Source organism: Telmatocola sphagniphila (assembly GCF_018398935.1).
GTDB lineage: Bacteria > Planctomycetota > Planctomycetia > Gemmatales > Gemmataceae > Telmatocola > Telmatocola sphagniphila.
Genome location: NZ_CP074694.1, coordinates 5695677 through 5722588, shown reverse-complemented (window position 1 = coordinate 5722588; position 26912 = coordinate 5695677). Strand labels below are relative to the sequence as shown.

The 26912-nt window shown below is 50.6% G+C and carries 24 protein-coding genes and 1 pseudogene; 16 read left to right on the top strand and 9 right to left on the bottom strand.

Translation table 11 applies throughout. The annotated features are described in order from the left end of the window. Positions 1-710: 710 nt before the first annotated feature. Complete coding sequence (locus KIH39_RS22875; protein WP_213495769.1) at positions 711-2135, top strand: hypothetical protein; 1425 nt, start codon at positions 711-713, stop codon at positions 2133-2135. A gap of 225 nt (positions 2136-2360) precedes the next feature. Further along, positions 2361-2798, top strand: coding sequence for a hypothetical protein (locus tag KIH39_RS22870; protein ID WP_213495767.1), 438 nt, complete (start codon positions 2361-2363; stop codon positions 2796-2798). Positions 2799-3845: 1047 nt separating this feature from the next. Here KIH39_RS22870 and KIH39_RS22865 read toward each other — a convergent pair. Further along, the gene (locus tag KIH39_RS22865) at positions 3846-5288 is read right to left on the bottom strand and encodes a PrsW family glutamic-type intramembrane protease (RefSeq protein WP_213495765.1); all 1443 of its coding nucleotides are present in this window, start codon (positions 5286-5288) and stop codon (positions 3846-3848) included. 491 nt (positions 5289-5779) lie between these two features. Here KIH39_RS22865 and KIH39_RS22860 point away from each other — a divergent pair, with 491 nt between their 5' ends. The 5 genes from KIH39_RS22860 to KIH39_RS22840 all read left to right on the top strand — a co-directional run bounded on the left by KIH39_RS22860 (position 5780) and on the right by KIH39_RS22840 (position 8676). Further along, positions 5780-6055 (top strand): hypothetical protein, encoded by a 276-nt coding sequence (locus KIH39_RS22860; RefSeq protein WP_213495763.1) that lies wholly within the window; start codon positions 5780-5782, stop codon positions 6053-6055. Positions 6056-6085: 30 nt separating this feature from the next. Further along, positions 6086-6250: a hypothetical protein gene (locus KIH39_RS22855; RefSeq protein ID WP_213495761.1), complete on the top strand. Its 165-nt coding sequence runs from the start codon at positions 6086-6088 to the stop codon at positions 6248-6250. 972 nt (positions 6251-7222) lie between these two features. Next, a complete protein-coding gene (locus tag KIH39_RS22850) occupies positions 7223-7495 on the top strand; it encodes a DNA-directed RNA polymerase subunit alpha C-terminal domain-containing protein (protein ID WP_213495759.1) in 273 nt (90 codons plus the stop codon). A 129-nt stretch (positions 7496-7624) separates the two neighbouring features. Next, a complete protein-coding gene (locus KIH39_RS22845; protein WP_213495757.1) occupies positions 7625-7774 on the top strand; it encodes a hypothetical protein in 150 nt (49 codons plus the stop codon). A 68-nt stretch (positions 7775-7842) separates the two neighbouring features. Beyond that, on the top strand, positions 7843-8676 hold the full coding sequence (locus tag KIH39_RS22840) for a hypothetical protein (RefSeq protein WP_213495755.1): 834 nt from the start codon (positions 7843-7845) through the stop codon (positions 8674-8676). Between the two features lie 358 nt (positions 8677-9034). Here the strand turns inward: KIH39_RS22840 and KIH39_RS22835 are convergent, their stop codons facing one another. The 3 genes from KIH39_RS22835 to KIH39_RS22825 all read right to left on the bottom strand — a co-directional run bounded on the left by KIH39_RS22835 (position 9035) and on the right by KIH39_RS22825 (position 15805). Further along, on the bottom strand, positions 9035-11161 hold the full coding sequence (locus KIH39_RS22835) for an Hsp70 family protein (protein ID WP_213495753.1): 2127 nt from the start codon (positions 11159-11161) through the stop codon (positions 9035-9037). Between the two features lie 21 nt (positions 11162-11182). Beyond that, entirely contained in the window at positions 11183-12304 is a 1122-nt protein-coding gene (locus KIH39_RS22830; protein WP_213495752.1) for a hypothetical protein, read from the bottom strand. Positions 12305-12583: 279 nt separating this feature from the next. Next, positions 12584-15805 carry an AAA family ATPase gene (locus KIH39_RS22825; RefSeq protein ID WP_213495751.1) on the bottom strand — a complete coding sequence of 1074 codons (3222 nt, stop codon included), beginning with the start codon at positions 15803-15805 and terminating at the stop codon, positions 12584-12586. A 185-nt stretch (positions 15806-15990) separates the two neighbouring features. Here KIH39_RS22825 and KIH39_RS22820 point away from each other — a divergent pair, with 185 nt between their 5' ends. Next, the gene (locus KIH39_RS22820) at positions 15991-16221 is read left to right on the top strand and encodes a helix-turn-helix domain-containing protein (RefSeq protein ID WP_213495749.1); all 231 of its coding nucleotides are present in this window, start codon (positions 15991-15993) and stop codon (positions 16219-16221) included. 972 nt (positions 16222-17193) lie between these two features. On the opposite strand, the gene KIH39_RS22815 is transcribed toward KIH39_RS22820, so the two are convergent. The 4 genes and pseudogenes from KIH39_RS22815 to KIH39_RS22795 form a co-directional block, all read right to left on the bottom strand. Further along, positions 17194-17619 carry a hypothetical protein gene (locus KIH39_RS22815; RefSeq protein ID WP_213495747.1) on the bottom strand — a complete coding sequence of 142 codons (426 nt, stop codon included), beginning with the start codon at positions 17617-17619 and terminating at the stop codon, positions 17194-17196. A gap of 591 nt (positions 17620-18210) precedes the next feature. Next, positions 18211-18813 (bottom strand): hypothetical protein, encoded by a 603-nt coding sequence (locus KIH39_RS22810; RefSeq protein ID WP_213495745.1) that lies wholly within the window; start codon positions 18811-18813, stop codon positions 18211-18213. A gap of 65 nt (positions 18814-18878) precedes the next feature. Further along, positions 18879-19409, bottom strand: a pseudogene (locus KIH39_RS26720) (CIA30 family protein). A 699-nt stretch (positions 19410-20108) separates the two neighbouring features. Next, complete coding sequence (locus KIH39_RS22795) at positions 20109-21899, bottom strand: serine/threonine protein kinase (RefSeq protein WP_261353370.1); 1791 nt, start codon at positions 21897-21899, stop codon at positions 20109-20111. Between the two features lie 983 nt (positions 21900-22882). Between KIH39_RS22795 and KIH39_RS22790 the strand changes: the two genes are divergently transcribed. The 8 genes from KIH39_RS22790 (at position 22883) to KIH39_RS22755 (ending at position 26413) form a co-directional block, all read left to right on the top strand. Then, complete coding sequence (locus tag KIH39_RS22790) at positions 22883-23089, top strand: hypothetical protein (protein WP_213495739.1); 207 nt, start codon at positions 22883-22885, stop codon at positions 23087-23089. A 51-nt stretch (positions 23090-23140) separates the two neighbouring features. After that, entirely contained in the window at positions 23141-23299 is a 159-nt protein-coding gene (locus KIH39_RS22785; RefSeq protein ID WP_213495737.1) for a hypothetical protein, read from the top strand. 17 nt (positions 23300-23316) lie between these two features. After that, positions 23317-23553, top strand: coding sequence for a hypothetical protein (locus KIH39_RS22780; RefSeq protein ID WP_213495735.1), 237 nt, complete (start codon positions 23317-23319; stop codon positions 23551-23553). 9 nt (positions 23554-23562) lie between these two features. Beyond that, positions 23563-23748, top strand: a complete 186-nt coding sequence (locus KIH39_RS22775; protein WP_213495733.1) for a hypothetical protein — start codon at positions 23563-23565, stop codon at positions 23746-23748. An 81-nt stretch (positions 23749-23829) separates the two neighbouring features. Beyond that, on the top strand, positions 23830-24582 hold the full coding sequence (locus tag KIH39_RS22770; RefSeq protein ID WP_213495731.1) for a TRM11 family methyltransferase: 753 nt from the start codon (positions 23830-23832) through the stop codon (positions 24580-24582). Positions 24583-24607: 25 nt separating this feature from the next. Continuing rightward, on the top strand, positions 24608-25048 hold the full coding sequence (locus KIH39_RS22765) for a DUF6900 domain-containing protein (RefSeq protein ID WP_213495729.1): 441 nt from the start codon (positions 24608-24610) through the stop codon (positions 25046-25048). 3 nt (positions 25049-25051) lie between these two features. Beyond that, entirely contained in the window at positions 25052-25243 is a 192-nt protein-coding gene (locus tag KIH39_RS22760; protein ID WP_213495727.1) for a hypothetical protein, read from the top strand. A gap of 261 nt (positions 25244-25504) precedes the next feature. Further along, positions 25505-26413, top strand: a complete 909-nt coding sequence (locus KIH39_RS22755) for an ArdC family protein (RefSeq protein WP_213495725.1) — start codon at positions 25505-25507, stop codon at positions 26411-26413. 90 nt (positions 26414-26503) lie between these two features. Here KIH39_RS22755 and KIH39_RS22750 read toward each other — a convergent pair whose 3' ends face one another. Beyond that, positions 26504-26755, bottom strand: a complete 252-nt coding sequence (locus KIH39_RS22750; RefSeq protein ID WP_213495723.1) for a hypothetical protein — start codon at positions 26753-26755, stop codon at positions 26504-26506. Positions 26756-26912 lie beyond the last annotated feature (157 nt).

Here is a 26912-nt window from a genome sequence, read left to right as displayed (position 1 = left end):
CTATTCCTTTGCTCCGATTCCGGTGAACATTCTACCGTGGAATTTTATTGGCCGATTTGGTTGCTCAACCGATCAAATCTTTCTTCCATTCAGGTTCCGCCCCCCCACGGCCTTCTTGATGGCAACTTGAAGCAGCCGACGGGCCGGTCAAGCAGAATAACGGTTTATTCCCTAAAGGGCCACTTTTCGTGATTCCGACTTGACCGGGCGTAAGAACTCCCGTCTACGGCTGCTTCGGGTCGTGTGCCGATCACACCGAAAGAGCAACTTCCAAACTATTGCCTTATAACTGGACACAAAACAGTTCTGGAACCGTTAAAGCCAACTCACGCGGTTGGAGTTGACCACGTCCTTGGCAGAGCGGTTAGAATCTAGGGAAAGTAAGACCAACAAGCTCCAGGTCTTAACCACCCGCGAGTTCTCTCTGAGCACTTCCAATCCTCCTTCCTGGCACGATAGCCCGTTTGGCAAACAGAGATTCCTTGGCAAAAGCAGAAAACACTTTTTCATTGGGCGTCGGGAAACGGTCGCCTCACAGTTCCGGCCAAGATTGTTTCGTTTCGCCAATTGTTTGGTTGGGCTTAATAAGGGTGCCGAAGACTTGTTTTGAAACAGACTCGGCAAGCGATGCTTTTTCATTGACTTACACTCACTGTTGGAGCAAAGTAGACCTTTCAACGATTTTTTTTAGCCAAAACCAGAGAATCCCCATGTCTCGCTCCTTTTTGTTTGGATTAACCGTTCAGCTGATCTGGATTTTGCCAGGTACTTCAGCCCGGGAAAAATATGTGCTGCCTCTCGATGCTTCCCAGCGCAAAAAAAATGAGGAGGCGGATCGAGCCTGGTTGATCGAAAGTTATGTGAAGCCGTATGAAAAGCAAGGTGTCAAAAATGCGTCGTGGGATGGGGATGTTAAAAAGGTGTCGGATGGTTTCGTGGAGTATATGCTGAGCAATCAAATGACACCCTATCTACCGCGTGCGACACAGGATGCTGCCGCTCGAGCTCGGAAGTCTGGATGTCAGGATATTCTGGTTCGATACGCCGCTCTTCGGAGCATGGATCAAGCTAACCTGGCAAATCCTCAAGGCCTTCTGAATCTTTTTTTGCAAGTGGGTAAGGATGTTCCGAAGAGCTATTACCCGTCCGCCGTGAAACTGGAAATGGAAGTGTTTCTCGGAGTCACACCTGCCCAGAATTCCGCGGCCTGGAAGGAGGCGGAAAAGGCGGAAATACGGAAAATTCTTATGCAGGCCCTGGATCTTCTGGTGGAAAGTAGCCTGAAGGACGCCCCCACCCCCTTGATGGAGTATCGCTGGCACTATGCTTGTTCAGAATTAATCAACGGCTTCAAAAACCTGGGGGATAGATCCGAAAAAGCCTGGGAAACTGTCGATGCCGCCTTAGCCAAATGCAACAAATTCGAAACTAAGAGGATTCGAACCAAAGGCAGCTGGATGGTCCAATACGCTTGGGAAGCCAGAGGCTATGGAACGATCGACAAAACAACCGAAGAAGGCCTTAAAAAATTCACTGAGCGATTGAATCAAGCTAAAGAATTATTGGAAACTGCCTGGAAATTGGAACCCAGTCCCATTATCGCGGAAGCACGCATGCGTGTTGAGCTCGGAATCGGAAAAGGGGATCGCAAATCAATTGAGACTTGGTTTCGGCGAAGCATAGGGAATCGGAATTATGATAGAAATTCAATTGGGATCATGAGAGAATGGCTAAGTCCCAAATGGTACGGAGACGAAGGTTCCCTTTGGGAATTTCTAGAAGCCTGCCGCGATTGCGGAAACAATCGGGATGTGATCTCGGTCCAATACTTGGACGAAAAATACGTAGAAGCGCTTCGACTTCCAAAAGAAGCGAAATTGGAGCACTTTAAGGATCCCAAATTCTTTCAAGAAATGTCGAAAGTGTTCGCGGCTTATCTAGCGGTTAATCCTGATGATAATTACTATCGCGGACGCTATGCGGTTTTCAGTTACTACTGCGGTCAGTACGCCGAAGCATTAAAACAATTCGAACTAATCGGTGAAGACATGGTCGAGAGTAAGCATGCGGAAATTAATCGGCAGATCTTTTTGAAAGAAGATCTCCTCAAAAATAGAGTTCCCAAATCAAAGTGATCCTTCAACATATGGTATAGGACTTCGGAATGAGCTAAGCGGTGATGTTCAGTGCTTACGAGGTGCCACTTCTCGTCAGCACTTGCAGTAGGTACTCGAAGTCCCACACGCAGCATCGTCCTTGGAAGACCACACTCTCCTTCTTTCTAGGGATGACCATTTCGTTTGCAGAACGGATTCGGTTGTGCCATCCCTAGTGTAGTGTCTCAGAAATAGCGTTACTTTTTGGCAGTTCATTCTATAGATGAAGAGAAAACCCATGAAAATCGCCCTGCCAATTTCGCTGTCGGACGAGGAACGACAAACGTTGGCTTTTTGGTCTCGGGGACGAAGTATTTCCGCTCGGCTGGTCCTGCGGGCGAAGATCGTAAGCATCCCAAGGTGCAGCCTTGGCTCGCCCGACATCCTCGATTCCGCATGCATTTCATCCCCATAAGTAGTCCCTGGATGAATCTGGTGGAACGCCGGTTTCGCGACTTGACGGACAAACGACTGCGTCGAGGCCCATTTCAAAGCGTGCCGCAGTTGATCGCGGCGATTGAAGACTACATCGACCATCCCAACCATGCGGGAAAAAGATTCCAGTGGACTGCCAAAGCCGACGTGATTCTGGATAAAGTCCGCCGGGCTCGAGCTACCTTGGATAAAATACCTTCCGTGTGAGACGCTACACTAGCTCCTTTGAAAAGCGATCCACGACCTTTTCTACCTCAATTGAGAAGTTGTGGATCATATCGATAACAGGCCCGCCAACGGCAAAAGTCTCTTTTCCGAAAGCAATTTCAAATGAGGTTGTGAAGAGAACATTTTCTGGTGGTGGGACTGGAGCGAGGATTTTACCTATGAGCTGGCCGTCCTCTAAGATTAAGAGTGTACCATCAGGTTGAAGGCCAAAAAAGCTGAGCAGTGAAACTTTTAGAGTTGGTACCCATCACGCCGAAAGACCAACTGCCCGAACTGCTGCCGTCTAGCTGGGTGAAAAGCGCCTGAATAGAGAAGAGTTGGTTCCATTTAAACGGGTAGCTAGACCTGACGTCGACTGAACGGATACCAACATTGCTACTAACCGTGGGGAAAGTCTATCCACACTTGCAGGATAAGTAGGATAAAATCGCAGGTATCGATACAACTCTCGACAATTACAATGACTGATCGAGAAGCTTCCAAGTTCTAGAGCAAGTGAGTCCAAGAGTTTCTCGCCGGAGGTTGCCCAGTCACTCCCGCAAAGTTCATACTCGGTGATATACTAATCGATCAGAAAATTTCGAAGAGTGAGGCTGACATTAACGGCTCGTCTAGCCTGACCTTTCGCGAGTCAACTCATCCGTCCCAAATTTTTCACTGAACGTTTTCCAGCCCGGCAGCGAATGAGAAGGATCGTTTGTGAATAAGCGAATGCGGCGGTTCCAAACGTTCTTCTCGATTGCGACCAGAAGAGACAGACAGTGCTACTTGATCTCGGGATCGTTACTCTTCGCCCCAGCCTCCAGCGCCAACCGCGAATTTAGGCTCAGGTCAATCAGTTCCTTGGAGGCCGCTGCCCGCCGGCGAAACGAACCAACTCCTAACTGCTTAACCAATCGAGTCGACTTTTGCCGGAGCTCGGATTGAATCGTCTGAACCGCCAGCACTAGAACGGCCGGCAGAATGATGCTGTTTATATGAAGACCCCCTCCCAAGTAATTGGACTCGTCTCTTCGCCAGAACCAACTATGCCATTGCCTTTTTCTTGCGCTGATAATCGCGAAGCATGGCATCGGTTCGGTTACGGTCATCCTCTCCCTGCAAGCGGCTCAACTGGAAGGCCAGATAACCGAAGCTGGCTAAGGCCGTCAGTAAAGCCAGCGCATTCATGTCTTTCTTCAGGAACGTGTCGTAGAGGCCATGCAACACGATCGGTATCGCCAGTATTCGGAAGAGACTCGCCCCGTACTCGAACCAGCCATCGGTATTCACCCAGTCCGGTTTCTGTTGAATCGTAATGGCTGCGGAACCAGTCCAAAGTGCATGCAACGCGACGCAGGATATAAAGCGGACCAAATAGATGCCTGAACTGGAAATGCCGTTGTATTGCCCACCCGCGTAAACCACGGCCTCCGAGATGCCGAATCCCGCGCTCGAGGCCATCCCCCAGAGGAACGCATTTCGCCAGCTTTGGCTTTCCTGCTGGGAATGTTTAAACAAGAGCGGAACGGCCTTGCACACCTCTTCGCAAAAGCCGACTCCAAGAGTAAAGCCGACGAAGCTGAGCAGAAAGCCGTTATCCGGGTCGGTGGCCGCACGATAAGAGAACCCAATGAATTTGACGATGTAAAAGAAAATGATCAGCACGCTACGGCCGATCAGAGTCACCCCATAGGTCGCATCGGCGATGTACTGAAACAAAAATAACATCAGCACGCCAACTGTGCCGGTAAAGAGCCCGATCCAAAGTAATCGCTTGGGGTCGGCAGTGCCGAATAGAGACAGAGAGTAAATGAATATCAAAAAGACAGTGGCGGAGAGACCCGCGAAAAGCCAGTGAAGTTTGCTGTTACGAGGCAGGAAGGCCCCATCGAATTTGTGCTGGGGTAATATTTCGAAAATCCGTTCAAAAGCGGCCTCTGGATCATTGCTGCTTTCGAGTGCCGCAGTGATGCGATGTTCTACTTCAGGGTTGGAATTTTCAAGTGTTCTTAGAAGTCGGGGAATCGGTTCGTCCGCCTCCGATGGCTTACGCAGTAGCGAAAATGCCAAAGGTATCAGCGCGGCGATCAGCAACCAGTGCAAGTGGCGAAACCAGCCCGGCGGATCGTTCGATTTCACTGGGGAGACTTTTGGCTTCGAAGGCGGGGCGTGAAGTTGGCCTCCGACCGGAATTTTCGCCTGGGGCGGATCCTCGAACTGCTTGAGAAGGGTATTCTTCCGCTCGGTCTTGGACAAGGGATCCGAATCATAACAATCCGGTTCGGAAGTGTTCACTTCGGGGGCGGAGGGAGTATCCTCAGAAATGGGCGAATCCAACAGTAATGCGGCGGCTACTTCATCTTCCGAAGGGGGTGTAGGAATGGTCACCCGCGTTTTACAACCGGGACAGGCGATAGACCGGCCCGACGACCCATCGGGCGCCTTCAACTTGACTTGACAGGATTCGCAGCGAAACGCAATTGGCATGGATACGCCTTTATTCGATACTCGATTTCTTTGGTTGAAAACAGGGCATTGGGCTCCCATCCCTATCGTCCGAATCGCCGATCAGGGAAGGTCGCTTATCAGTTCTATCTTCGATTAAAAGGAACGGGAATAACCATGGCTGGCGAGAACCAGAACTTGCTCGCCTTAATGGTTTGGAGAGAGTCTCAAAGTGTAATGATCGACTGGAAAGGAAGCAATCTCAAAAAAATGCAAAATTCAAAAATATTATCGCATTGAAAGCTCTTTAGCGAAGTTAGCGGATGCGTTGTGAAGGCGTGAGAGCAGACTGCGGATCATCGTCCGTCCGCCAGGAGTTAGATAACTCCCGGAGGACCCAATCAGGCCGTCGTTAGACTTATTTCGATCGTTTCGACCATTCTTTTTCCAGCAAAGCAGCCTACTGTTGCAACGATCCCGTCCAGCCGTGGCAATGGCCCTTTTGACTTTCGATATTCTCGAAGCTCTCGTGAATGAGAGTAATCTCGGTGCCGCCGCCGGTTCGCCAACGAGGCCCGCATCACCGGCCAACTCCAGCACCCGGCCATCCCGCAGGTCTGATCGCTAGTCTCGACAGAGAACGAGAAGAGACTGGCGTACGCCGCCTCTTGCAAGTTCAGATATTCACGGATAGTGCGAACGTCGCCGATAGCGGCAATGATCGAGATCGCGGCGGAATGAAAAACGCGGCGATCTGGAATCTGTTCGACGTATATTACAGAAACGAATTAATTCTGAATTGGAACTAGGATAGACGAGAGTTGCTCGTATGGAATCAGATGGCGGATAAATTATCCAAGTTAGCTCGGATTGCTATGGAGGAGTTCGATTTAGAAAAACTCCTCGAAAATCCTACTCAGGCCCCACAAAGGATAACAACGGACGATTTGAGTTTTATCTGGATCGAGCAAGCCGAAGCGGAAGCAACCGCACGTAGTTTGTAAGACGCTTTTCCCGGAGAGCGATGGTGCGCCAAAGTCCTGACGGCACAGCGGACAAAAAGTCGAAATCATTTAGTTCGATTGTTGAAAGTAGGAAGCACTATTAGAGGCGTGGTGATATACAAGTAGGTAGAAGCTGCCGTTCGCATTCGACGCTTGGTCGTCAAAGATTCCGATGTGCGACAAGGACTCGGCCGAGATGCGATTCGACGATTGCAAGATACCTGGATTCTCGCTGCCAAAAAGCTCTGCACCAGCGTACACGAAAGCAACCTGGATGGGCTGCTCTTCCTCAGAAGCTGCGGCGGGAAAATAACCAGGAACAAAAAACGCTGGAAACGATCTGTCAACACTTCTTTCAGATACATATTTAAACCTTCATCTAAATAATTAACTGTTTGTCGTACAATCGGACGGCTGATCGCTTTCTAAATCAACGCTAATAGCCAAAAAATCAACCAGAATCGTTTCGGAGCCCCTTATCCGACCCTTCTACTCGCCTAAGGTGTTGAAGAGCTTGTACGTCTTTATTAACATTATAACGAAAGTACAACTATGGCTGTATTCGCAGGTTCTGAAACGCCCCGCAGATCGGCAGAGATATCATCATCGAGCCGTACGATCCGCGTAATCTAAATCCGCACTCGAACAACTCGGGACTGAGCGACAGAGTCGGAGTTTTATCCTGCGGGGAGCTAATACAGTTGGAACACCAGCAAGGGCACTCGACAAAAAAGAAAATCCGGCAAAACTTGTGCTGCTTCGAATCGCAATGAAAAAGGTCTACGGATTCTCAGAACTCGCAGTAGACTCAGCGATCAAAACTCTTCTCGACCTAGACGCTAAAGGCAAAAGTTGTCCGCAAATTGTAAAAGAGAAAAACTCTAGCGCAACTTGGGTAGATTTGGAAAAGATAAAAAAGCTGAGAAAGTGTGAGAGGATAGTTGAAAAACACATCATCGGACAGGATTAAAAATGTCGAAAGCAAGACGAAGACGTCCGCCGATCATCGAAGTCAAACCGCAGGACCGCGCTATCGCAGAACTGGACCTGCCGGTACGCATCGCCAACGCGCTCGAGAAGCACCATATCCTTTACGTCGACCAGCTGCTGCAACAGAAACCGAGTTTCTTCGGAACCATACCGAACTTCGGCGATAGCGCTTTTCGAGAACTCAAACAAACTCTGTCGCGACACGGTGTCGACTATCCGGCAAACTGGCGCCGCAAACTTCGTCGACGAGCGTGAGCGCGTATTATCGTTAATACAAACGCGCGCCACTCACACTGTCGGAACTCGCTTCTGCGCTTTGTCGGAACTCGGTCTGCGCTTTTGTCGCAAGTTCGTTTCGTTTGGTTTTGGTTTTTGGAAATAAAAATGCCTTTCGCCCACGACGCCCGCAAGGGCGGCGGCATTTCTTCTCTTTCTATAGAGAAAGAGAAAGAGAAGAAACTAACCTCAAACTCAGAACTTGGTTTACTTAGCATCTGGAACGGCCAATTTTTTGTGGTTTATTGCGGTGCTTAGTAAAACAAAAATAATAAATAGTGGCAAGCTATAAAAAATATTTCTTCTATACTCTTCGAGGTCTTAACATGGCTGATTCTGATTTCCCAACGTTAACTTTTCGGTTTACGTCGCGAAAATTTTCCCCTTTAATACGTATGATGATGACATCGATCGCGGGCGTAGCTAAAGATACGTCCGCTATCCAGGGGAAGTATCGAAAGCAACTTCGCCGGCTTCGCGACACGCAGTTGCTCTCTCGTTTTTCTAGCGAGTCTCGTTACAATTTCGCTGTGAATTGTCCTCCGGTTGGTGCTAGCTGTTTGATGGCTCCTTTGCGTGTTTGTAACTTTGCGTCGTTCTGTCCGTTTTGTTACGCGAGACGAGTTGTAGCTCCCGTTTACCGGACCTGTCAGAAACTACTTTCTGATCGTCAAAACCGGCAAATGGTTTTGCTGGGTTACCGAGTTGGTGTGTCGATTCCTTCGTATGTGCCTAGTAATCCCATCATCTGGTCCGGACAGTTGGCTCGTGAATTTGTTGACTTTATCGACGGACACGTGCACCGCGACAAAATGACTTTGTATTCTGAGTTCGATGCTTATGCTGCCGGCGGCGCGGTGCTGACTTCGGAGAGTTTCTCCAAGGATTCTGTCGCGGTGCATCGTTCGGGCGTAATACTCGTCAAGGATACAATGGTCGAATCGCCTCGATGGGTGCGTCGCGATCTGGAGCACGAAAACTTTTTGCAGCTGATGAGTCGAAAAGATTCTGAGTTGCAATCGTTTGTGGCAAACATATTCAGTTATAAGCAGAGCCTTTTAACGATGGACAACCCTAGGGCTTTGGCTTTCTATTTAGATGCGCTTCAAGGCATGCACATGTTTCGACGCGTCAACTGTTTCCGCGGTAAGCGGAAATGAGTTGTATTAACGTTAATACGTTTTCTGGAGACTGCACGAATCTTGATCGACTTGGCGATGCGAGCGGCTTTTCTGTTTGTCTGCCGCCTGCTGTTTCGCCCAACAGCAATATACCTTTACTGATTCACAAGATCGGGGAATTGAAGATGTTCTTTTCTCTAGGAGTATTCGAGGCTGGATCGAACCGGTTTTGAAGCTCTATTTCCTTTGACCTGGTTTAGAGCCAAGGCTACGCTTCCCTTTGGAAATTTTGATCGGACTGCGAAACCATCTCAGCGATAACCGGAGACCCAGCGAAGCATTGTAATTAGCAAATCCACTGAGCAGACACGATAACACATCCCTCACTCGACGCCCACTAATCTCGTCGAATCTCTTCGAGTACTCCCAGATCTTCGATCACCTTGTTGACAATATCTTCAAACTGCCCGGTCACGCGGGCCCGAAGTTCTTGTAGGTTGTTCCAGGAGGAAGATGGTCTTGCCGCAGTCGGAGCTTGATCGCGAGGACCTGCTCCCTTCAAGAGATCCTGGATCTCCTGAATCGCTTTTTGCTGACTTTCGGCGATTTTCTCTTTCAATCGATTCTCAGAAAGTGCGAGCTTGAGAGCCTTCAAAGAGTTTTGACCCCACTCAAACTCGAGGACTTTGCGGCGGAGTGGTTCCTCGATTCGCTGGAAACCGAGGCCAGCCGCGAGTGCCGAAGCGAGTGCGATCGGCAATCCGGTCAAGGGATGCGCCAGAATATGCGTGCCATGGGCGGCCAAATACACGATTCCAAAAATGGTTCCGGTCAGTCCGATTACGACGAGATTAGAAATGATTTTGGTGATCTCATTGGTAAAACTCCCTAATTCTGGAACAGGAACCGTGAGCGTTCCGGGAGGAAGCAAATCCTCGACTTTGCGGTGGATCGAATGCTCCTTGAGCCAGATCCCCAGGTAATCTCGAATCAATCGCATCAAGTCTTCAGCAAGCAGTTTGTCGCGGGCTTGTAATGTGTTTTTGACATCGTAGTTTTCAACAAATGTCTGGATGTTTTCCTGTACCGATTTCAGGGCCCCCCCTTCGCTATACCACTTGAGAAAGAGAGATTCGACCTGCTTCATCAAAGGGAGCACGACAGCCATAGCGGTTTGCCGGGTAAACTCGTCGATTTTCTCCTCGACCCTCCTCTGGAATTTTTCTTTATACGTCGGGAACTCTTCGTGTAACTTTTGCCGTTTCAGGGCATTCCGATGCTTCAATACGTTGTAAACTGCCAATCCCGAACCGATCGTTGTTTCCGGATCGGGAGACCGTCGGACACACTCCCGCTTGAGGCCGAAGGCGTCGACGGCCAAGTCTCGCATGAACGGCCACTTACAGCTCCCGCCGGTCAAGATAATCAACGCCAGGGGATGTTGATTCTGGTTGAACCCGCGCGTGAGTTCTCTTCGAATCCAATCCAGGAGATCGACCGGCTTCTCTTTTCCTAAATCCCGCAACCGGGAATCAACTTTCGAAAAATACTCTTGGGCGACAGAGCTAGGCCGGTATCGCTGAGTTCGATTCAAGAACTCTGGTACACTTCCTCGAAACTCTGCGAACCGGCGTCCGGGAAGGGCCAAAAGATCTTGGTATTCAATCGCCTCAAGAGCGGGCTTTTGGGAGCTATCCAATTCGTCCTGCCAGTGGGTACTGAACTTTTCCTTGAGTTCGCGACAAGTCGCTTGCCAAACGAAGAATTGATCGGCATCGGATAATTCGATCTGCGGATTCTGTTGAAGAAGCCACTGATAAAAGATGTCATCGAATAACCGGCCTCCCAGAAGGGGATCTCCCCAAGGAGCTGCCATTCCTTTTGAGGAGTTCAGCCAAGCGATATCCAGAGTCCCGCCACCAAAATCGATCACCAAGACCCCGGTACGGGCTTCCGCTCCCGATACCGAGCCATCCGCCAGATGATAGGCTAAGGCCCCGAGCGGTTCTTCTAAAGAGTTCACCTTTCCGAACCCGGCCTGTTCCGCCAGCTCGGCCGTCGTACGCTTTTGCAGTTCGCTGATTTCGGCCGGAACGCCAATCACGACCGGCATTCCTTCTTCTCGGCCCAGAGCTCGAACTACGCCACTCTCTCGAACGGCCTGAAAGCATTTGGTCAAAAACGCTCTGGAGTCGCTTTGAGCAATTCCCGCCCGCGAGCCACTAATAATATCGGGTTTGAAACCGACTGCGAAACGATGATTCTTTCGTTCTGAATCACTCAGAGTGAACCAAGTCCTCAGAGCCTTTTCCCCATAGGCGACGACAGCCTCGCCGTTGGAGTTGGCTTCTCTCAATAACAGACAGGTAAGAATCGAGGATTTACCGGCCAGAGGAACTGCCTGCGGAACCGTATTGCCGTCGAGATAACAGACTGCAATATGGGTAGTGCTGGTTCCAAAATCGATTCCTATGTATCCCAAAAGTGGCAGTTCTTTCATGCCGTTGGGAAGTGAAGACGCCATATCTATTCTCCCAGGAATCGATTAGATCTTTCGTACGAGACCCGCTTTAAGTACCTGCCCCCGATGGACCCAGGCCGGATTCAAAGTTTCCACAGGTTGACCGATCTCGACCATCCCGAATACTTCGAACAAGTTTTTCAGATCGTCGGAATAGAGCGTACCGGAAGGAATCGTCCGCCATTCGTATCCCTGGTCGCGAATGCGCTGCATCAAAATCCGGACGGCACCTGATAAATGTTTTTCGGCGGATTGGGGATCGTCGCAGATTTGGCGAATGACTCCCAGAGCGTCGGCAATCGATTCGGGAATTCCGTTCGATTCCGAGGAGGATGAGAGAATTTTGTCCTCTCGGTCGGGGTGCGACCAGCACAAACTTAAAACCAGGTCGGCAAGATGATTCAAGTAGGCTCGAACCTGCGGTTGGAGGATCTCCCCGCTTTCCGAATGGGACAACCCGACCTTTCTCGGTCGGGCCAAGGTTACTAATAGCCAGCCGGCTCCGAACCAGCCGGCCGTTTTCAGCAATCCTAAAGAGTCCCGGCGGATTAACCTATAGAGTCCTACTACCCCGGAAGTCAGTGTCGTCGCCGCCAGGATGAATTCCGCGTAACGTTGGAATTTCGATTGCCGCGAGAGCCAACCGATAGCACCGACAGCCGAACCCGCTCCTACGACGCCTCCTAACGCTAAACCGGGTTCCCGCTCTCCTAGTAACAGTAAACTCAACGGCGTGAGGAGGAGGCATCCAATTCCGGCCCCCAAGGCGGCCGAGTATACCCAGGATCGCGTCGGGATTTCCTGAGTCGGCTTGGGAAGGAACAGTTGGCAAGCGGGAATTCTCTGACGAATCGCCGAAAGGAGTTCGATCTTGACTCTTTCTGACTTTGCGGGCGAAGGTCCGAAATTTTGCTGGTTTAGCCAATCCAGCCCCTGGGGCAGTAGAGTGGTAACTGCCAATTCTTCGGCTTTTCGACGCAGGGTATCTTCCAGCTGATACTGCTGCGCGGGGTCAGCGGAGTTGATCCAGGTCGGCATCGGCCGGAGCATTTCTTCGACCAAAGCCTCCGTTTGGTCCGCAACTAGTGGAGCCATCCTTTCCTGCCAGCGCGGTAACAAATCTTCAAGTCGGTAAATGGAACTCATAGATCGCTTTCCTAAATGCCCCTGCTGCAGGTGTCTCGAATTTCGCCAATAATCCCCTAGCCCTCGGTCTGCTATTCGCCTCTATCGGAGCTCAATTTTAGAAACCTTGCTGCCAGCATTCGAAACTCGCGGGCGTCAGGAATCGGTAAAAACACGTTGAGCAACTAGAAAGCCAGAACTGATTCGCCCCACTGGGTTTGGTAATAATCATCGATCCCGCTACTCATTCTTCTCCGAGCTAGGGATCACTTCCGATCCTGTAAAGTAATCCGAAAATCCTTACCAATCCTTGCCGAGGAAATAGGTTCTAAAGGCTTTTTCCTCCTCCGAGGTGAAATCCAGTATCTCCAATGTGACATAGGGAGTTCCCAGGAATCGAGCCGATCTGACTTCGAGTTCTTTCTTGCCATTCAAGTCCAAGATAGACCACTCTCCCTTCACTTCAGTCTCGGCACAAAGGGATCTGGAAAATATTACGGTACTGCCGAGGCGAAGCTCGATTTTGATTGATTTTTCCGGCTGCCACTTCAGCTTGAATTCGTCCGTCCAATCTTGAATTTGGACTCGCGAAGGGCTGGTGCAAGAATGAACCGTTTCGTCTCCGCAAGTAATCACGACCCGGTGGAATTCCGCGACTTGGAACTCGCCAGAATTACGCAAAGCCAGGGTGAACTCTTTTTCACTCATCAATAGGTGTGCGACTTTCAAGGCGGATTGGATGCGATTTCGTTCGGGATCCGTCCGAGAAAGCTGATCGCAGAGTTTCGCCAGTTCTTTGGCTCGTTCCGCGATTCCCGAGAGATTGCTATTCTCGATCTGCTGAATCTTCACTCGAAGGTCCCCAACCTCTTTACCGATCTTTTCATTAATCCATTTGTGGACTTCCTTTTTGGATTCGGAACGGGGATATTCGGATAGAAATCGCTGGGCCGATTCCTTGAAGGAAGAAATTCCGTTTTCGAATTCCGACTGCACCTTCTTATAATCCTGCTCCTCTCGAAGCCGATGGACTTCAGCGATCAAATTCTCCACTTGGGCTCTCGCGAGAATAGGGAAGAACCGTTTGAGAAGCCGGAGCGACTGTTCTTTTCTTTGGAGATCGGACCGACCGGAGCTTTCCGATAATTGCTGGCGATAATCTTGCAGAACGGTTTCGACCAACAGATCTCGTTCTCTCAAAACCGTCGGGTCGGAACTGTCCAACACTTCGGCCAATCGCTGCTCCCAGCAGAGGGAATCCTGTTTCAGGCGAGCCAGAGTCAACTCCGAACTGGCAGGCGAGGAAGCACTAAAGAAGACTCGGATGCTCAAACCGAGTACGACGAAACACAAAATCATCGAACCGATCAAGATCCGATCCGGTGCCCAAGGACGAACTAAATGGTATCGAATTGCTCCGACTAGGATAAACAAAGTGAGCGAGCCCAGCGCGAGAAAAAAGCCTATTTTTCTGACTGGGTTCTCTACGTCTTGAACGGGAAACACCCTGGAAGCCGGACTCCAAAACGAGAGAATCTCTTCGGCCAATTCCGTGGCGCTGATATCTGTGCCGAAGTTTACGGTAGAGCCTGGCTCCAGAAACTCCGAAGGCGAATTCCAACGACTCAGGAGGGAGACATCGAATAGCTGCGTTTGGAGCACCACTAGTTGATCGGGGTGCTTCAGATATAGCAGAAACTCCTCCGAAGGAAGATTTTCGGAACGCGCCGACGCCCGGGAATTCGCAGGGGAAAGGCTCTGCCGAAGATCTCGGATTTTTGGAATTGTCTTTTCAACTTTCTGAACGGCTAGCTGAATGTTTTTGAGAACGGTCTGCAGCGACATACTCAACTGAGGAAGAATCAGATGCGTTCCGTGCGAGAGTAGGTACTTTCCCGATCCCGTCGGTTGCGAAGCCGTCCGAAGTAGAGAGGGAAGCGACTTATCGCGGAACGCCTGACGCTTAGCGACTCGACTGATCGCTGGTTTGGCTGTTATAGATTTCGTTTCTTGAAGCAGGATCTCCCGAGCCTCCCGGGGTAACACACGCTTCAGAGCTTTCTTGGAGCCGATCTTGGCGGAATTCTTGGCGACTGACCAAATTAACGAAACACCGGAGGTACCCACCAAGGCAGCCGCATCTGTCAAATCTAAAGCGGCCCAGCCGACCTCCTCCCATTCGAGTGTCCCCTCGATTCCGTGCCGAAAAGCCATTACTGGACCCGAGAGAACCGGGAGATCCGCGATCCAGCCCGGATTGACGATATGGCCCTCCGCATCGAAATCCTTATCCAGCCACTTGGTATCTTCAGGGTTTTCTCGAAGACGCTGCAGTCCCGAGTCGCCGTACTTCAAATAATAGGGTATCACTCGCCATCCCTGCTTTTTCAGAAGGTCCTTGAAGATCTCCCGATTATCACTTCGGACTTCCGCGAAATGTCTCAGCGTACCTAAAGCGGCATCTCCTGTTGACCGCAGGGCGGAGATCGCTTCGGGCATTTGCTCCGGGTAGTGGAGGTAGAGGAAGCTCGCGATATCATCGACCGCGAATTTCTCGAGCAGTTGGGAAGCCTCCTTGGGAAACTCGCGATGGAGTTTCCAGCATAAAGGAAAGTGACGGGCGGAATTCCAAACAGCGGGGTTCTTCGAATAGATCTCTTTCATCTGAAGGACCAACTCCGACGATTCCCCCCCTTCGAATTCTCCCGGGTTAGCGTAGAGGATTTCGAGCACTTCCTGAAGATCCAACTGCTCGCGAACGGCTTGCTCGATCAGCGGTCCGTATTGGATTAACAGGAGCATTCCCTCTGCTCCTAACTGAAGGTCGCGGACGATTCGACGAGCAATCGGATCATACTTCCGGGCGGCGGCAACAATCTCTCGCACCAACTCCGGAGAATGCTTGAGTTCCTGGCCGTCTGGAGTCAACTGAAGGATCGTCAGTAGTACCTCATCCAGCCAGAAAGGACTCGTTTGAGTGCTCTTCTCGTCTTGGTAATAAGACCACAGATCAGGATCCGCCAGAGCCGCCCGAACGGCGTGATCCCATCCTGTAAAACCGTTCCGAACGGCGTGAGGATCTTTGCTCAAAGCGTCCAAATATCCCTTCTGCCGTTGAGGATCATGTTCGAGGCTTTTCAAATAGGCCGACTGCGCAATCAGAAATCGAGCCTTCTCGGGGGCCGTCGTCGCCGATTCCCGGGCGATCCTCTTGCAGAGTTCATAACGGATACAAGGTTGCTTTAGAACGGCTTTTTCGGCCAGGGAACTTAAAGCTTCCCGCCGCTCGGAGGTGGGTGTCAGCTGCAGGTAGAATTCCAAGGCTTGTGGATCGCTTTGTGCCAGTTGTTCCAAATAGGTCCGTTCGGAACCTGCGGGAGGAAGGAAGGATGCGATGAGTGATTCTCGCTCGGGATGTGCTGGGCGTAGGGATAGATCTGTCCAGGATCCGACGACGACTAATGCGATGGAGACCAGCAGGAGGATACGAGCGGCTCTCTCGAGCCAGGAGGTGAGTTTCATGCGAGCGAAATCTCCTGAAGGTTCCTGTAACAAAGGAATTCCTCAGTGCAGAATTGGCTTCGCTTATCGAAGCCGGCTGGGATACGGTAGGTTTTAGGCGGAGGCGATCCGTCGAAGGAAACTTAAAGACATCTCCAAAATGATACTTAAACACATCATCGGTAGTGGCAGGATGGTCGTCAAGTATGAATCTCGACGATCAAGAATTCCTCCGCTTACTTGGATCCCGGATCCGAGAAGTTCGGGAAAAGAAAGGTTGGACTCAAGCGGAATTGGCTGAGAAATGTCAATTGCATCGCACTTTTATTGGTTCTGTCGAACGAGGGGAACGGAATCTCTCGCTTTTGAACCTGCGATTAATTGCCCGGAATCTTCGAATCAGCCTGAGCACTTTATTCTCATCAGGACCTATTTGAGAGGCTTGGGCGGTTGGAAATTGTGAAATCGTCGGGCCAGACTCTGATAGTGCATTTGTTTCAAGATCCCCTCCCCTTTTCAACGCCCATACTTCGATTGTACCGAGTTCGATCCGGGTGAGACCGATATGGAGGCTTCGGAACTTACCTCAAAGAGTCCCGCCGGAATCTGAAAGACGGCTTCAAGTGGTCACCCGACTACTCTGCCCCGGGGTTACCATCGAAATCTCGTGGGGGTTGTTTGGTGGGTGAAATGCCTTCGAGTAGTCTCTGTCGACCTCATTCCGATTCCCCGAACCTCCTGGATGTCCAAACAAAGGTTAAAGACCATCTGCAGCAATCACAGTGCGACCCGTTGTATTAACGTTAATACAAGGGATGTTCCCCTCAGCATGTTGATTTGTTGAAAATGCAATCCGATAAAACACGGCAGCCTTGAGCCTTACCAAATTTCGCGTTTGTCCAAACAACGTTCTCATCACTCAACTGCTGCTCTCCGTGTCAGCGATAGGGACAATGAAACCCGGCTTTGACAACGCCGGAGTCAGGACAGGCCAAATGTTCAGCTAGGACAGTAAGATGTATGTCCTGTAGCCCGTGATGGCGGACGAAAACCAGCGTAGCGGATAACGGGAAAGCGCGATAACGACTTTGCCACTGCTCTAAAGGGCCGCTCTTCCAAGTCCGCCAAACGCCAGACTCTTTCGCCACCAGTTTCGATTCTTTGCGGACTGTTTTAGCGGGGCAATCGGGCCTGATTATTTTTTTGCGCTAGTTTTCATCAAAAAACTACCACTCGATTTGACTATTATGTTTAGTTTTTTAATTTGAAGATTGACCTGTGAAAACCTCTTACAGATAGTTCTGGACAAGTTGGCAGTGCTACACACGAATCCGACGAACCCCTTCAGCTAATCGAGCGCGCTTTCATCGTCTGCAACTTTGTCCGCCACCAATTATTTACGTCCTTCGCTACTTTCCCCTTCGCTCCACCACCGCGATTCCATCGGCGACGAGAACCCAGGTTTTGGGGCCATCGCTCAGCTTGCCCTGCTCGTTGACGATCTGAGTCGTCCGGAACTCCAGCCGCCCTCTCACCTTCAACTGAGGGCTAATAACCACCGTCGATCCTGGCTTGATGTACTTCTCGGCAAGCCAGACCAATTCCTCGCGAGCCGTTTTGCTGGCGCTGGTATCTATGACAAACTCGCCGCCACTTGCGATGACAGTGGCGGTCACCGAATCGGTTTTCTCCGGCCGCAAAATTGTGCCCAATGTGCCCTCGACCTCGACTTTAATTGACCCTCCTGCCGGAGGGTCAGCAGTCAACGCGGGACCGGCCGACACGACGGCCCCTATCAGAACCAGACTAAACCAGCGAACAAAAAACGATTGCATTTCCGTTCTCCTCGACGATGTAGAAAACGTTGGCAGCGGACGTGCCGCAGACATAACCATAAATGCCATTCATGGCATGGTTATACCACATCAGGCAGTCGCAAAAAGTAACGAATGGGTAACGGCATTCAGGCTTTATCAACTCGAATTCCGGAGGAAAACACTTCAGCTCTCCAAGACATTCCGAGCAATTTTCTGAAGGCCGGGCAGTAATCGCTCCGCTGGACTGGTCTAAGCCTGACGAGTCAGGCCGACTTTTTGCAGGTCTTCAAGAAATGCAGCATCCATGCCGTTCGGTGATGACTCCGGGACTTCCCTTTGGGAAAGAAATCGAGAAACCGATTTGCCAAAAACGAAACACCTGCCTGGAAATCATTTGCAGTGACGCCAGCGGGAAGGTCGAAAGATCTCCATGCCCATGCAAGGCCATGAACGGTTCAAAAACGCCAGCCTATACTCGATCGGATGTTACTCCAGGCACTCTCTGGACTTCATGCCGGCGGATTGCTTGCTGACCGCTGGGGCGTACCTAGGACCCAAAGCAGCCGCAATCAGTTGACTGCTCAAGCAGATTTTCGAGGAATCACGCCCTCACTTCTTCTGCTTGACCGGCTCACTTTCTTCATACTTCAAGATGTCTGTCCCTTCCATCTGGGTGATGAGTTCCTTCAGATGTGGCACCACAACCGTTTTTGCTCCTGATGCCTTGGAACCGCTTTTGGTGATCGCCACAAAATCACCATCAGCGTCTTTACCGTAGATCGTGTGCATGTGATACGCATTCTTACCTGACTGCAAGGAGATGATGACGTAACGCCCGGAGGACAATTCCTTGTCGATCACGCTGAATAAGCGTTTGAGAGGGAAGTCTTTGTCCCTTTTGTCTTTGAACCTGTGATGGAATGTGAGTCCAGCAATCGTTTTCCCGTCAAAATCAGCGAAGTTGCCGTCTGTCTTGGTACTCCACGCATCTTGTAGCTTGAAGTAATTGACAGGTTCGTGTCCGGTGAGCTTGAGAACCATTTCGACATTGGCGGGAATACAGGACATGTCGAAAAGCTGTTTGTGTTCATCGACAATTTTCCGGTCGAATCCGGCAACAACCAGGGTTGCCTTGCCTTGGGCGTTAGCCGCCACTGCTGCGAAAGAGAGGGAAACGATCACCAAGATCAGATGCTTAATGTCAAGCCGCATGAAGGGGATACCTCCTTAACTAGATTGAATATTTTACGTTGTTCGGAGTAAGCGTGGACGATAGATTACTTCCCCGCCCGCTCAACCTTGATCGACTCGATCTCCAGCTTGAACGGCCCAGCCTTCCTGTCGCTCAACCTGAACCCCAGGGCGTTGATCTCATCTGGCTTTACCGGCCCAGCATCTTTCACAACCCTGCCAAACGAAGTTGCCTTGAACTTGTCGAGCGGGACTCTGACCTCGATCCATTCGTCCTTCTTGGTCTGGACCGTTGCACGATACTAGAAAGCGATCAGCGGCTTGTTGAGGTAGAGGTTCAGAGTGTATTCCCGGCCATCGCCCCGGACTTTGGCGACCACGGTATCGCCTTTCTCCAGACCGAGTTTCTTGGCCTTCGTTCGCACCGAGGCGAAGTCTCCGTTGTTAACCAGGGAGAGCGTGCCGAAGAACTCCATGGTCTTCTTGTCGGTGATCTTGAACTTCCCTTCAAAGACGCCGCTCATCACTCCATCGTTGACGTTCTGCCAATCCTTCGCATCGTCGGCTCCTCTGAAGTCGAACAAGGTTTGCAATGATTCATTAGCCAGCAAAAACATCGGGCTGACGTCCGCAGAAGATTTGCCTGCGACAAGCGGCATTCACGCATCGAAATTTTCGCGAATCGATCCTGAGCAATACCCGTCGGGCTTGCCGGCGTAAGACCGCCAAGACCCGCCGATAATGGCTGTGAATCCGATATGTCAGCTGGCCCCAGTCGGGGCACTGCGAACTCGGGCATGTGGTTATTAGAGCAACGTCCAAAAGATCCGCATTGAGAGCGAAATCGGTGACGACCAAACCGTCTTCTTGAGGAAAGAAATCCTGCATAATAATGACGCTGCGTCCTGTCAGAATGAATTCCTGAAGACATTCTAACCAACGCTCGTTACCAACTCTGCGACAGAGCCCCTTCTCTACCGGCGTTTACAAGCAATTCCCATCGTCACATACGATTGTTGCGGAGATAGACGTATCCCCTGGCAGAAGAATTATCGTTAGCGGAGAGCTACAGGAGAGTAGTCCGCCACTTCTATTCCCACTTGAGGAATTCGATATTTCATAGGAGTAGGCCTCCGAAGCACCGGAATTCACGGTATGATAAAAAGCTAATTGAATCTTCAGACTGGATGGTCTTATCCAGGCTGATACTACAATCTTTTGACGATTTCGCTGGAAGCGATCGAGGATCTTGTAGTTCTTCTTTTGACGCATTTTTCATAGTAAACCTTCTTTTCTTCCATCAAGGATGGCGTCGATTACCGAGAAGGTTCGCCCGGTTCAATCCGGACATTGCGAATTTGGATACCTGCTTGCTTGATGTAAATTCCACAGGCGTTTCCAAGAATATCTGGATTGTAGTCGCTTCCGTGAGTATCTTTGGCAAATTTCCGTAAAGCCGATCTCAATACTTCGGAGTAGGGTCGACGCAATCTATGAAGCGTCAGATTATCCAGCGAATAAATGATGGCATCCGCCTTTGCCTCCAGTTTTAAACTGTGCCACTCTTTTTCTTTGAGCTCTGGAATTCTTTGGATTCCTTTATGCCGGTCGGGAGGGTAAGTTTGCAAAAATGTTCGCATTGATACCTGATCGTATGGAAAAAAAGTGTGACCCACTACCACATCAAACGGCATCGGATCGGTTTTTTTCTCTTGATTCTTTCCATTTGCAGTCAGCTTGCACATGATAACTTGTTGGTAAACGAGATCTTCCTTCGTCGTTTCTTGTCGGTCGAAATAAATTCCTACCATCGTGTCTTCGGCAGGTTTGGAATTTAGATAAAAATCGAATTGAAAGCTGAAATTAGGCACGGGTACCGACCGTATGCAGTCTACGAGACAAGAGGAGTCGGACTCCAGGTAAATCATGCCTTGATGGATATATTTTCGGCTGTACTCTTTCGGAGAAGCCACAATGAGCGGAACTTTCTCCTCTCCGGTGGGACTCACGATCTCAACGGGCTGTCCGGTCAGCAATTTCTTGCTTGCGGCAGCTTGTAATCTGGCTTCTATCTGTTCGGGAGTCGATTTCCAGGGCATGAATGAAGCGACGAAAGCAATCGCAAAGATTGGCACCAAAAAGATCCAGACGCCTCGTTTGGGAGGGTGGACCACTCTCATGATTTGTTCGTGAATCTTCTCAGCGCTTTGCAACCGCTTACTGGGTTCCCGAGCCAAACAACTAACCACAAGTTTGTTGATTCGTTTGTCTATCGAGCGGTTAATTTCAATCGGGGCTTTAACATCCTGCTGACTGATGATTTCACTGTATTCTTTACTCGATTTAAAAAGGAATGGCTTTCGGTCTGTCAAAAGCTCATAGAGCACCGCGCCCAAGGACCAGATGTCCCAAAGTGGCCCGGCCGCCTCGAGTTGACCTTTTGACTGTTCGGGACATGAATACCCAGGAGTGCCAACAAACTGCCCAGCTAACGTAAAATAATCGCGAAATTCGTTCTCTCGCGAGCTTGGGTCTGGATTCTTAGAAGCTGGGAATTCAGCAGAAATCGAATCGCTAACTTGCCGCAAATCCTCGGATTGGCGTTTGACTAGGCCGAAGTCACTCAAGTAGGGTTCGTCCTTCTCGTCCAGAAGGATATTCTGCGGTTTGATATCGCGATGCAAATGCCCTTTGGAATGCAAAAATTCAACTGCTTTGGCAATTTTCGCAATCAAGACCAGGGATTTTCGAGGATCTTTGCGGAATTCCTCCATCCGTTTAGCGAGGCTTCCTCCACTGAAGTATTTCATCACGTAATAAGGGCAACCATTGACCGAGCCATAATTCAGAACCGGTGCAATGTTAGGGTGTTCTAGGTGAGCCATGGCTTCCGCTTCTTCGCGGAACCGAGTTAAACTTGTCTCGCTCATCCGCGAGGCACGTATCATTTTAATGGCGACTCGCCGACCGAGCGAATCGTAGCCTTCGTAAACTACTCCCATTCCCCCCTGATCGATCAGTTCTAAATTTCTAAATCCTTCAATCGTTGGAATATCTCGACTGTCAATCGATTTGTACTTGGGAAGCTTAGAATCAGGCGTAACCAATTCGCCAGTGGGGCTTCCATTGATCAAATCGGAATTCGGCGCTTCCGAAGCGAGTCCCGCGGGGTATGCTCTGGTTGATGCTGTTTTGCCACTTTCAATCGGGGTAGACTCGAAATCCGGACCTTTCGAGTCCCGATTTCCCTCGGCAACATCTGAGCTTAAATGGATTGGATTGGGCGGAGGCGACGATACTGGAATTTCATCAGGCAACTTTCAGTCCCTCGTCAAAAGGTAGCTTTATTAAAACAAGATTTTTGCAAAGTGTAAAGCAAATTCAGGATGATAATTTACATGGATACTATGGGTAAATTTATCCAAATCTCCTGACTGGGCATCGAGGAGTTGCAACATTGCTATGGACAAGAGTATCCCGATATTTACTTAGAGGTCCTCACAAAACCATCAATTGTCCATTGAAAACCTCTTAAAACCGAGGTTTTTTAGCACCTCTAAGGTATGGTCATCCTAGGGAAACGATTTGATTCCCAATCGGAGGGTGTTTGTCCTAACCTTCCCCCCGAGCACGCGTAGCTGGCCCGGGTTGCGAAGCGTCGAGGGGGGAGGCCTTGCGTCCGCTTAGTGTTGATTCCATTTGTGTCACTTCGATTCCGCGTCCAGCGCGAGCAATTTCCTGTCGGACTTGCCGACTTTGCGATCAGCTTTCCAACACACCCCGCCGATTCCAGACAACTACACATTTCTCGGACTTCAGAAGGGATTGCAGAAGGCTTTTCTGTCCATCATCGTGGATCGATGTTTTGAGACACTTTCTCCAGAACTCTCTATTCCGCCCCCACACGGCCTTATTAATGGCAACTTGAAGCAGCCGACGGGCCGGTCAAGCAGAATAACGGTTTATTCCCTAAAGGGCCCCTTTCCGTGATTCCGCTGGACCGGGCGTAAGAACTCCCGTCTGAGGCTGCTTCTGGTCGTATGCCATAAGGCCTCATGGTGAGGCCGGAAACGAAAGAAGGAGAAAGACCATGTCCAATAACACCGAAACTTCCAATTCCAACAGCAAAGCCCCCACCCACATCGCCTACCACGTCCGCGAAGGCAAAGACAAAGGTTTCTGGACGAAAATCGGAGTCGCCTGGGCTCATAAAGACAACAAAGGCTTCAATATCCAACTCGAAGTCGCACCCTTGGATGGACGCATTCAACTCCGCGTCGCCACCGAACAGAAATAATCAACCCTCGGGCGGCCGCAAGGCCGCCCCCCTTCGAAAGGAACCCGTACCATGCAATTCACTTCTCAAAAATTCGATTCCACACGCTTCCTCGAATTAACCTCGATTCTCGAAGGCCACCCGGCTGGATGCGATCCCGAATTCGATGCCGTCTACGACGATCTCGAACGTGAATTTGCAGAACTCCGCTTTTCCCTCAACCACAACTAATCAGAAAGGATTTCTCCATGAGCTGCACTCAAAACCTTGATATTCACGCCCTCCTGGCCGAACACAAACAGATCGCCATTGTCTGGTCAGCCGAAGATGTTCACGAAGTGCGTCCCGACCTCGATGTATACGAGGCCTGGGACGTGCTGCAACTCGTCCGCAAACAATATGATTGCAACTTCGGTATTTCCTGGGAAACGCTTGAGGCGGCCGCTCTCTCGTTATTCGGTGAAGACCCGGAAAGCGAAGCGTAGGAGGCGACCATGAACCTGATTCTCGAATCCCTGCAATATCATCGCAATGGTATCTCCGGAGCTCCGTTCCACGTTTTGATCTTCCGCGATCCAGACGAAGGACGGATGCTCGGCATTGTTTTCGAACAATCCCATCATGTGGCGGTCTTCAACCTTGATAAGCTCGCTCTGGGGAATATCGCCTTCGGGGGTTAACTCCTGGCGAGGCGACCGGTACGAACCCGCTTTGCGAACACTCATCCACCGTCAAACCACCAACGAAAGGAACCACTGACCATGAACTCTTCGCCCACTCTCATCAATCCCTTCTATGCCGCTCGAAATCAGCGTACGGGCGTCCCTTCCCCATCCCTGGAACCGATCTATGCTCGGTTGCCTCGGGCTCCCCGCAATGCCAGTCCGGTGCCGCACTTAACTAGCCTGTATCATTTTCACCGGGCAGGAGAATACGGGGACCGCCAATGGCCGGGCAACTGCGGCGGCAATCTGATTAAAGATCTGCTGCTCTATTTCAAACCTCAGGGATTGGTTTTGGATCCCATGAGTGGCAGCGGAACCTGTTCCGATGTCTGCCAAGAACTTGGCATCCCCTGTATCGCCTGGGATATTCACCGGGGGATTGATGCCTGCGATCCGCAAGGATTCGGCTCGGACAATACCTTCGATTTTATCTGGGCCCATCCTCCATACTATCGGCAGAAGCTCTATGCCGAAGATCCTAAAGATCTATCTCGCTCGCCCACTCCGGAGCATTTCCTGAAACGGTACGGCCAGTTCATCCGCAACTGTGCCGCCAGCCTGACCAATTCCGGCAAGCTGGCAATCCTGATGGGAGATTACTCCGACCGAGACTTTGGCTTTCTGCCCCTCACCTACCATACCAAGCGATTGGCTTTTGCCGCTGGACTTCGCCAGCATGGTACTGACATCATTCGCTTTTCGCACGGGGCCAGCAGTGGCAGGAAAGTCTACCGAAGCAGCTTCATCCCCGGACTGCACGATGTCTGCACCATTCTTGAACGCCCGTAATCAACCCACTGGAAAGGAATCCGCTATGACAACTCTCGATGAATTATTAACCGATATCGCCAGTAAACATCTGCAGGTCCGCACGCTCCAAACTCGGATGAGTGATGCCCTCGATTTCCATGAGGTGTCTGTCTGGGGAATCAAGAATGCTCTCCTCGCCGCGTTCGAGGCCGGTGCGAAAACGGGCTTCACGCCTTCAGTGTCGAATAACAACCTCTTGACCCGCTTCGATGATTACGAAATCCAACCCTGTCGACGCTACATCCTGGAGGATGAACCGGATCGCTCTTATGTCGAGCCGTGCGAAGGATTCGAAGCCGATTTCTGGACGCTTTACGGCCATATCACCGGCGAAGGTGTCCAGGCGATCGGCGATTTTGGTACTCGCCGCCATGCCGAGGAAGTCTTTGCCAAGATCACTGGTCGGAGCTACTCCTCCCGTAAACAACCGAAAGAACGGAGGTAGACCATGCTCCCCATAGATGATGAAATCTGGGACGATCTTTTTCACGGCTGTGCTTGGTCGGCCTTCGTCGAGCAAGCTCGACGTGGGCAAGATTGGCCGAAGAGTGAAGTGACCCGGCAACGGGCTTATCAGCTCTATGAAGACGAGTTGGCTCGCCGTAACCGGCGAAAAGGGAAAAACATTTCTTCCGGCTGAGTGAGTCAACTCAGAAGGAATTCTTTCTTGAATTGAATACAGGGGGTTTCCCCCGCGATTGATCAAGGATGCCCTCCGGCAGGGTCGCGGCCCCTCCCCATCTTCCGCATTCCGCTGCGCTGCATTTGTGCAGACGGGACCCCTCCCCGACCCTGTCCTATGACAATCGCTCCCCCATTTTAGAAGTCCTTCTCTTCGTTCCGGTTTTGAATGCGCTCTGCATTCAAACCGGAAAACTCAATTTGAAGAGAGGTAAAGACCATGACGACCCCGAACAGCAAACCCGATGTCTACACCCGCGTGACCGAAAAGATTGTGGCCTTGCTCGAGGCAGGAACCCGCCCCTGGCATCAACCCTGGAAAGCCAAACATGCCGACGGACCCGTTTGCCGTCCCTTGCGTTCCAATGGCCAACCCTACCGAGGGGTAAATGTGTTAATGCTCTGGATCGATGCCGAAACCAAGGGCTTCAATTCCCCCTGGTGGATGACTTTTAATCAAGCCAAGGAAATGAACGCCTTCGTTAAGAAAGGCGAACATGGTTCCACGGTGGTCTATGCCTCCAGTTTCACCAAAACCGAAGAAGACGAAAACGGCCAGGAATTGGAACGGGATATCCCGTTCCTGAAATCCTATACGGTGTTCAACGCCGAGCAGATCGAAGGATTACCGGAGAAGTTCACCAAGGTAGAGCCGAACGTGTTAAACATCCAAGAACGTTTGGAAAATGCCGAAGCTTTTGCCCGAGGAACTGGAGCGACCATCCGCCACGGTGGCAGCCAAGCTTATTACCGCCCCAGCGAAGACCTGGTACAGATGCCCAACTTTGAAACCTTCGAGGATCGAGAAAGCTATTACAGCACGTTGCTGCATGAGCTCACCCACTGGACCAAAGCCGAGAGCCGCCTGAATCGGAATTTTGATTCGAAACGATTCGGAGATACCGGGTATGCCCGGGAAGAACTCATAGCCGAGATCGGAGCCGCCTTCCTTTGTTCCGATTTGGGTATCACAGCTGAGCCTCGGGAAGACCATGCCAGTTATCTAGCTTGCTGGCTGAAGGTTTTGAAAGAAGACAAGAAAGCCATCTTCAACGCCGCCGCCCAGGCTGAAAAAGCCGCCGCCTATCTGCACGAACTGCAGAAAGCGAAAACCGAACAACTTGCCTGAATAAATAACCCGCCGCGAGGCGGGTTTTTCTTTTGAAGGTCGCGCCGCGCTTCGCGCGGCTGTTTTCTTTTTCAAGATCTAGCCGCGAGATCAGTACTCGTCGAGAATTCCCTTCTCTGTCACCCGGACGAGATTACTGGCAGCGACTTTCTCACCAATGTCGGGATTATCCCATTTAACGGTCGCCAGCACAAACTCGGGACCCATGGCTTTCAGCTCTTGGACCACCCCTCGAGCAAAGGGAATTTCTCCCGTGACCTGACCAGACGATTGACAGTAGCGTTTGCTAAACGCCACCTTATCCCCCACTTGAATCTTGGCCGTGCGTTCGCTCCATGACATGACCCCTCGCAACCTTGTGTATTTTTTTCATCGAGAAGGTAGCTGAGATTACAAAATAAGCCAAGCGTTGATAATTATTTTTATTTTGCAACGGGAACGATGTGGCAAAAATTGACACGATTCTTCGTGATCGCAAGCATGTTGGCTGCTAGTTCAT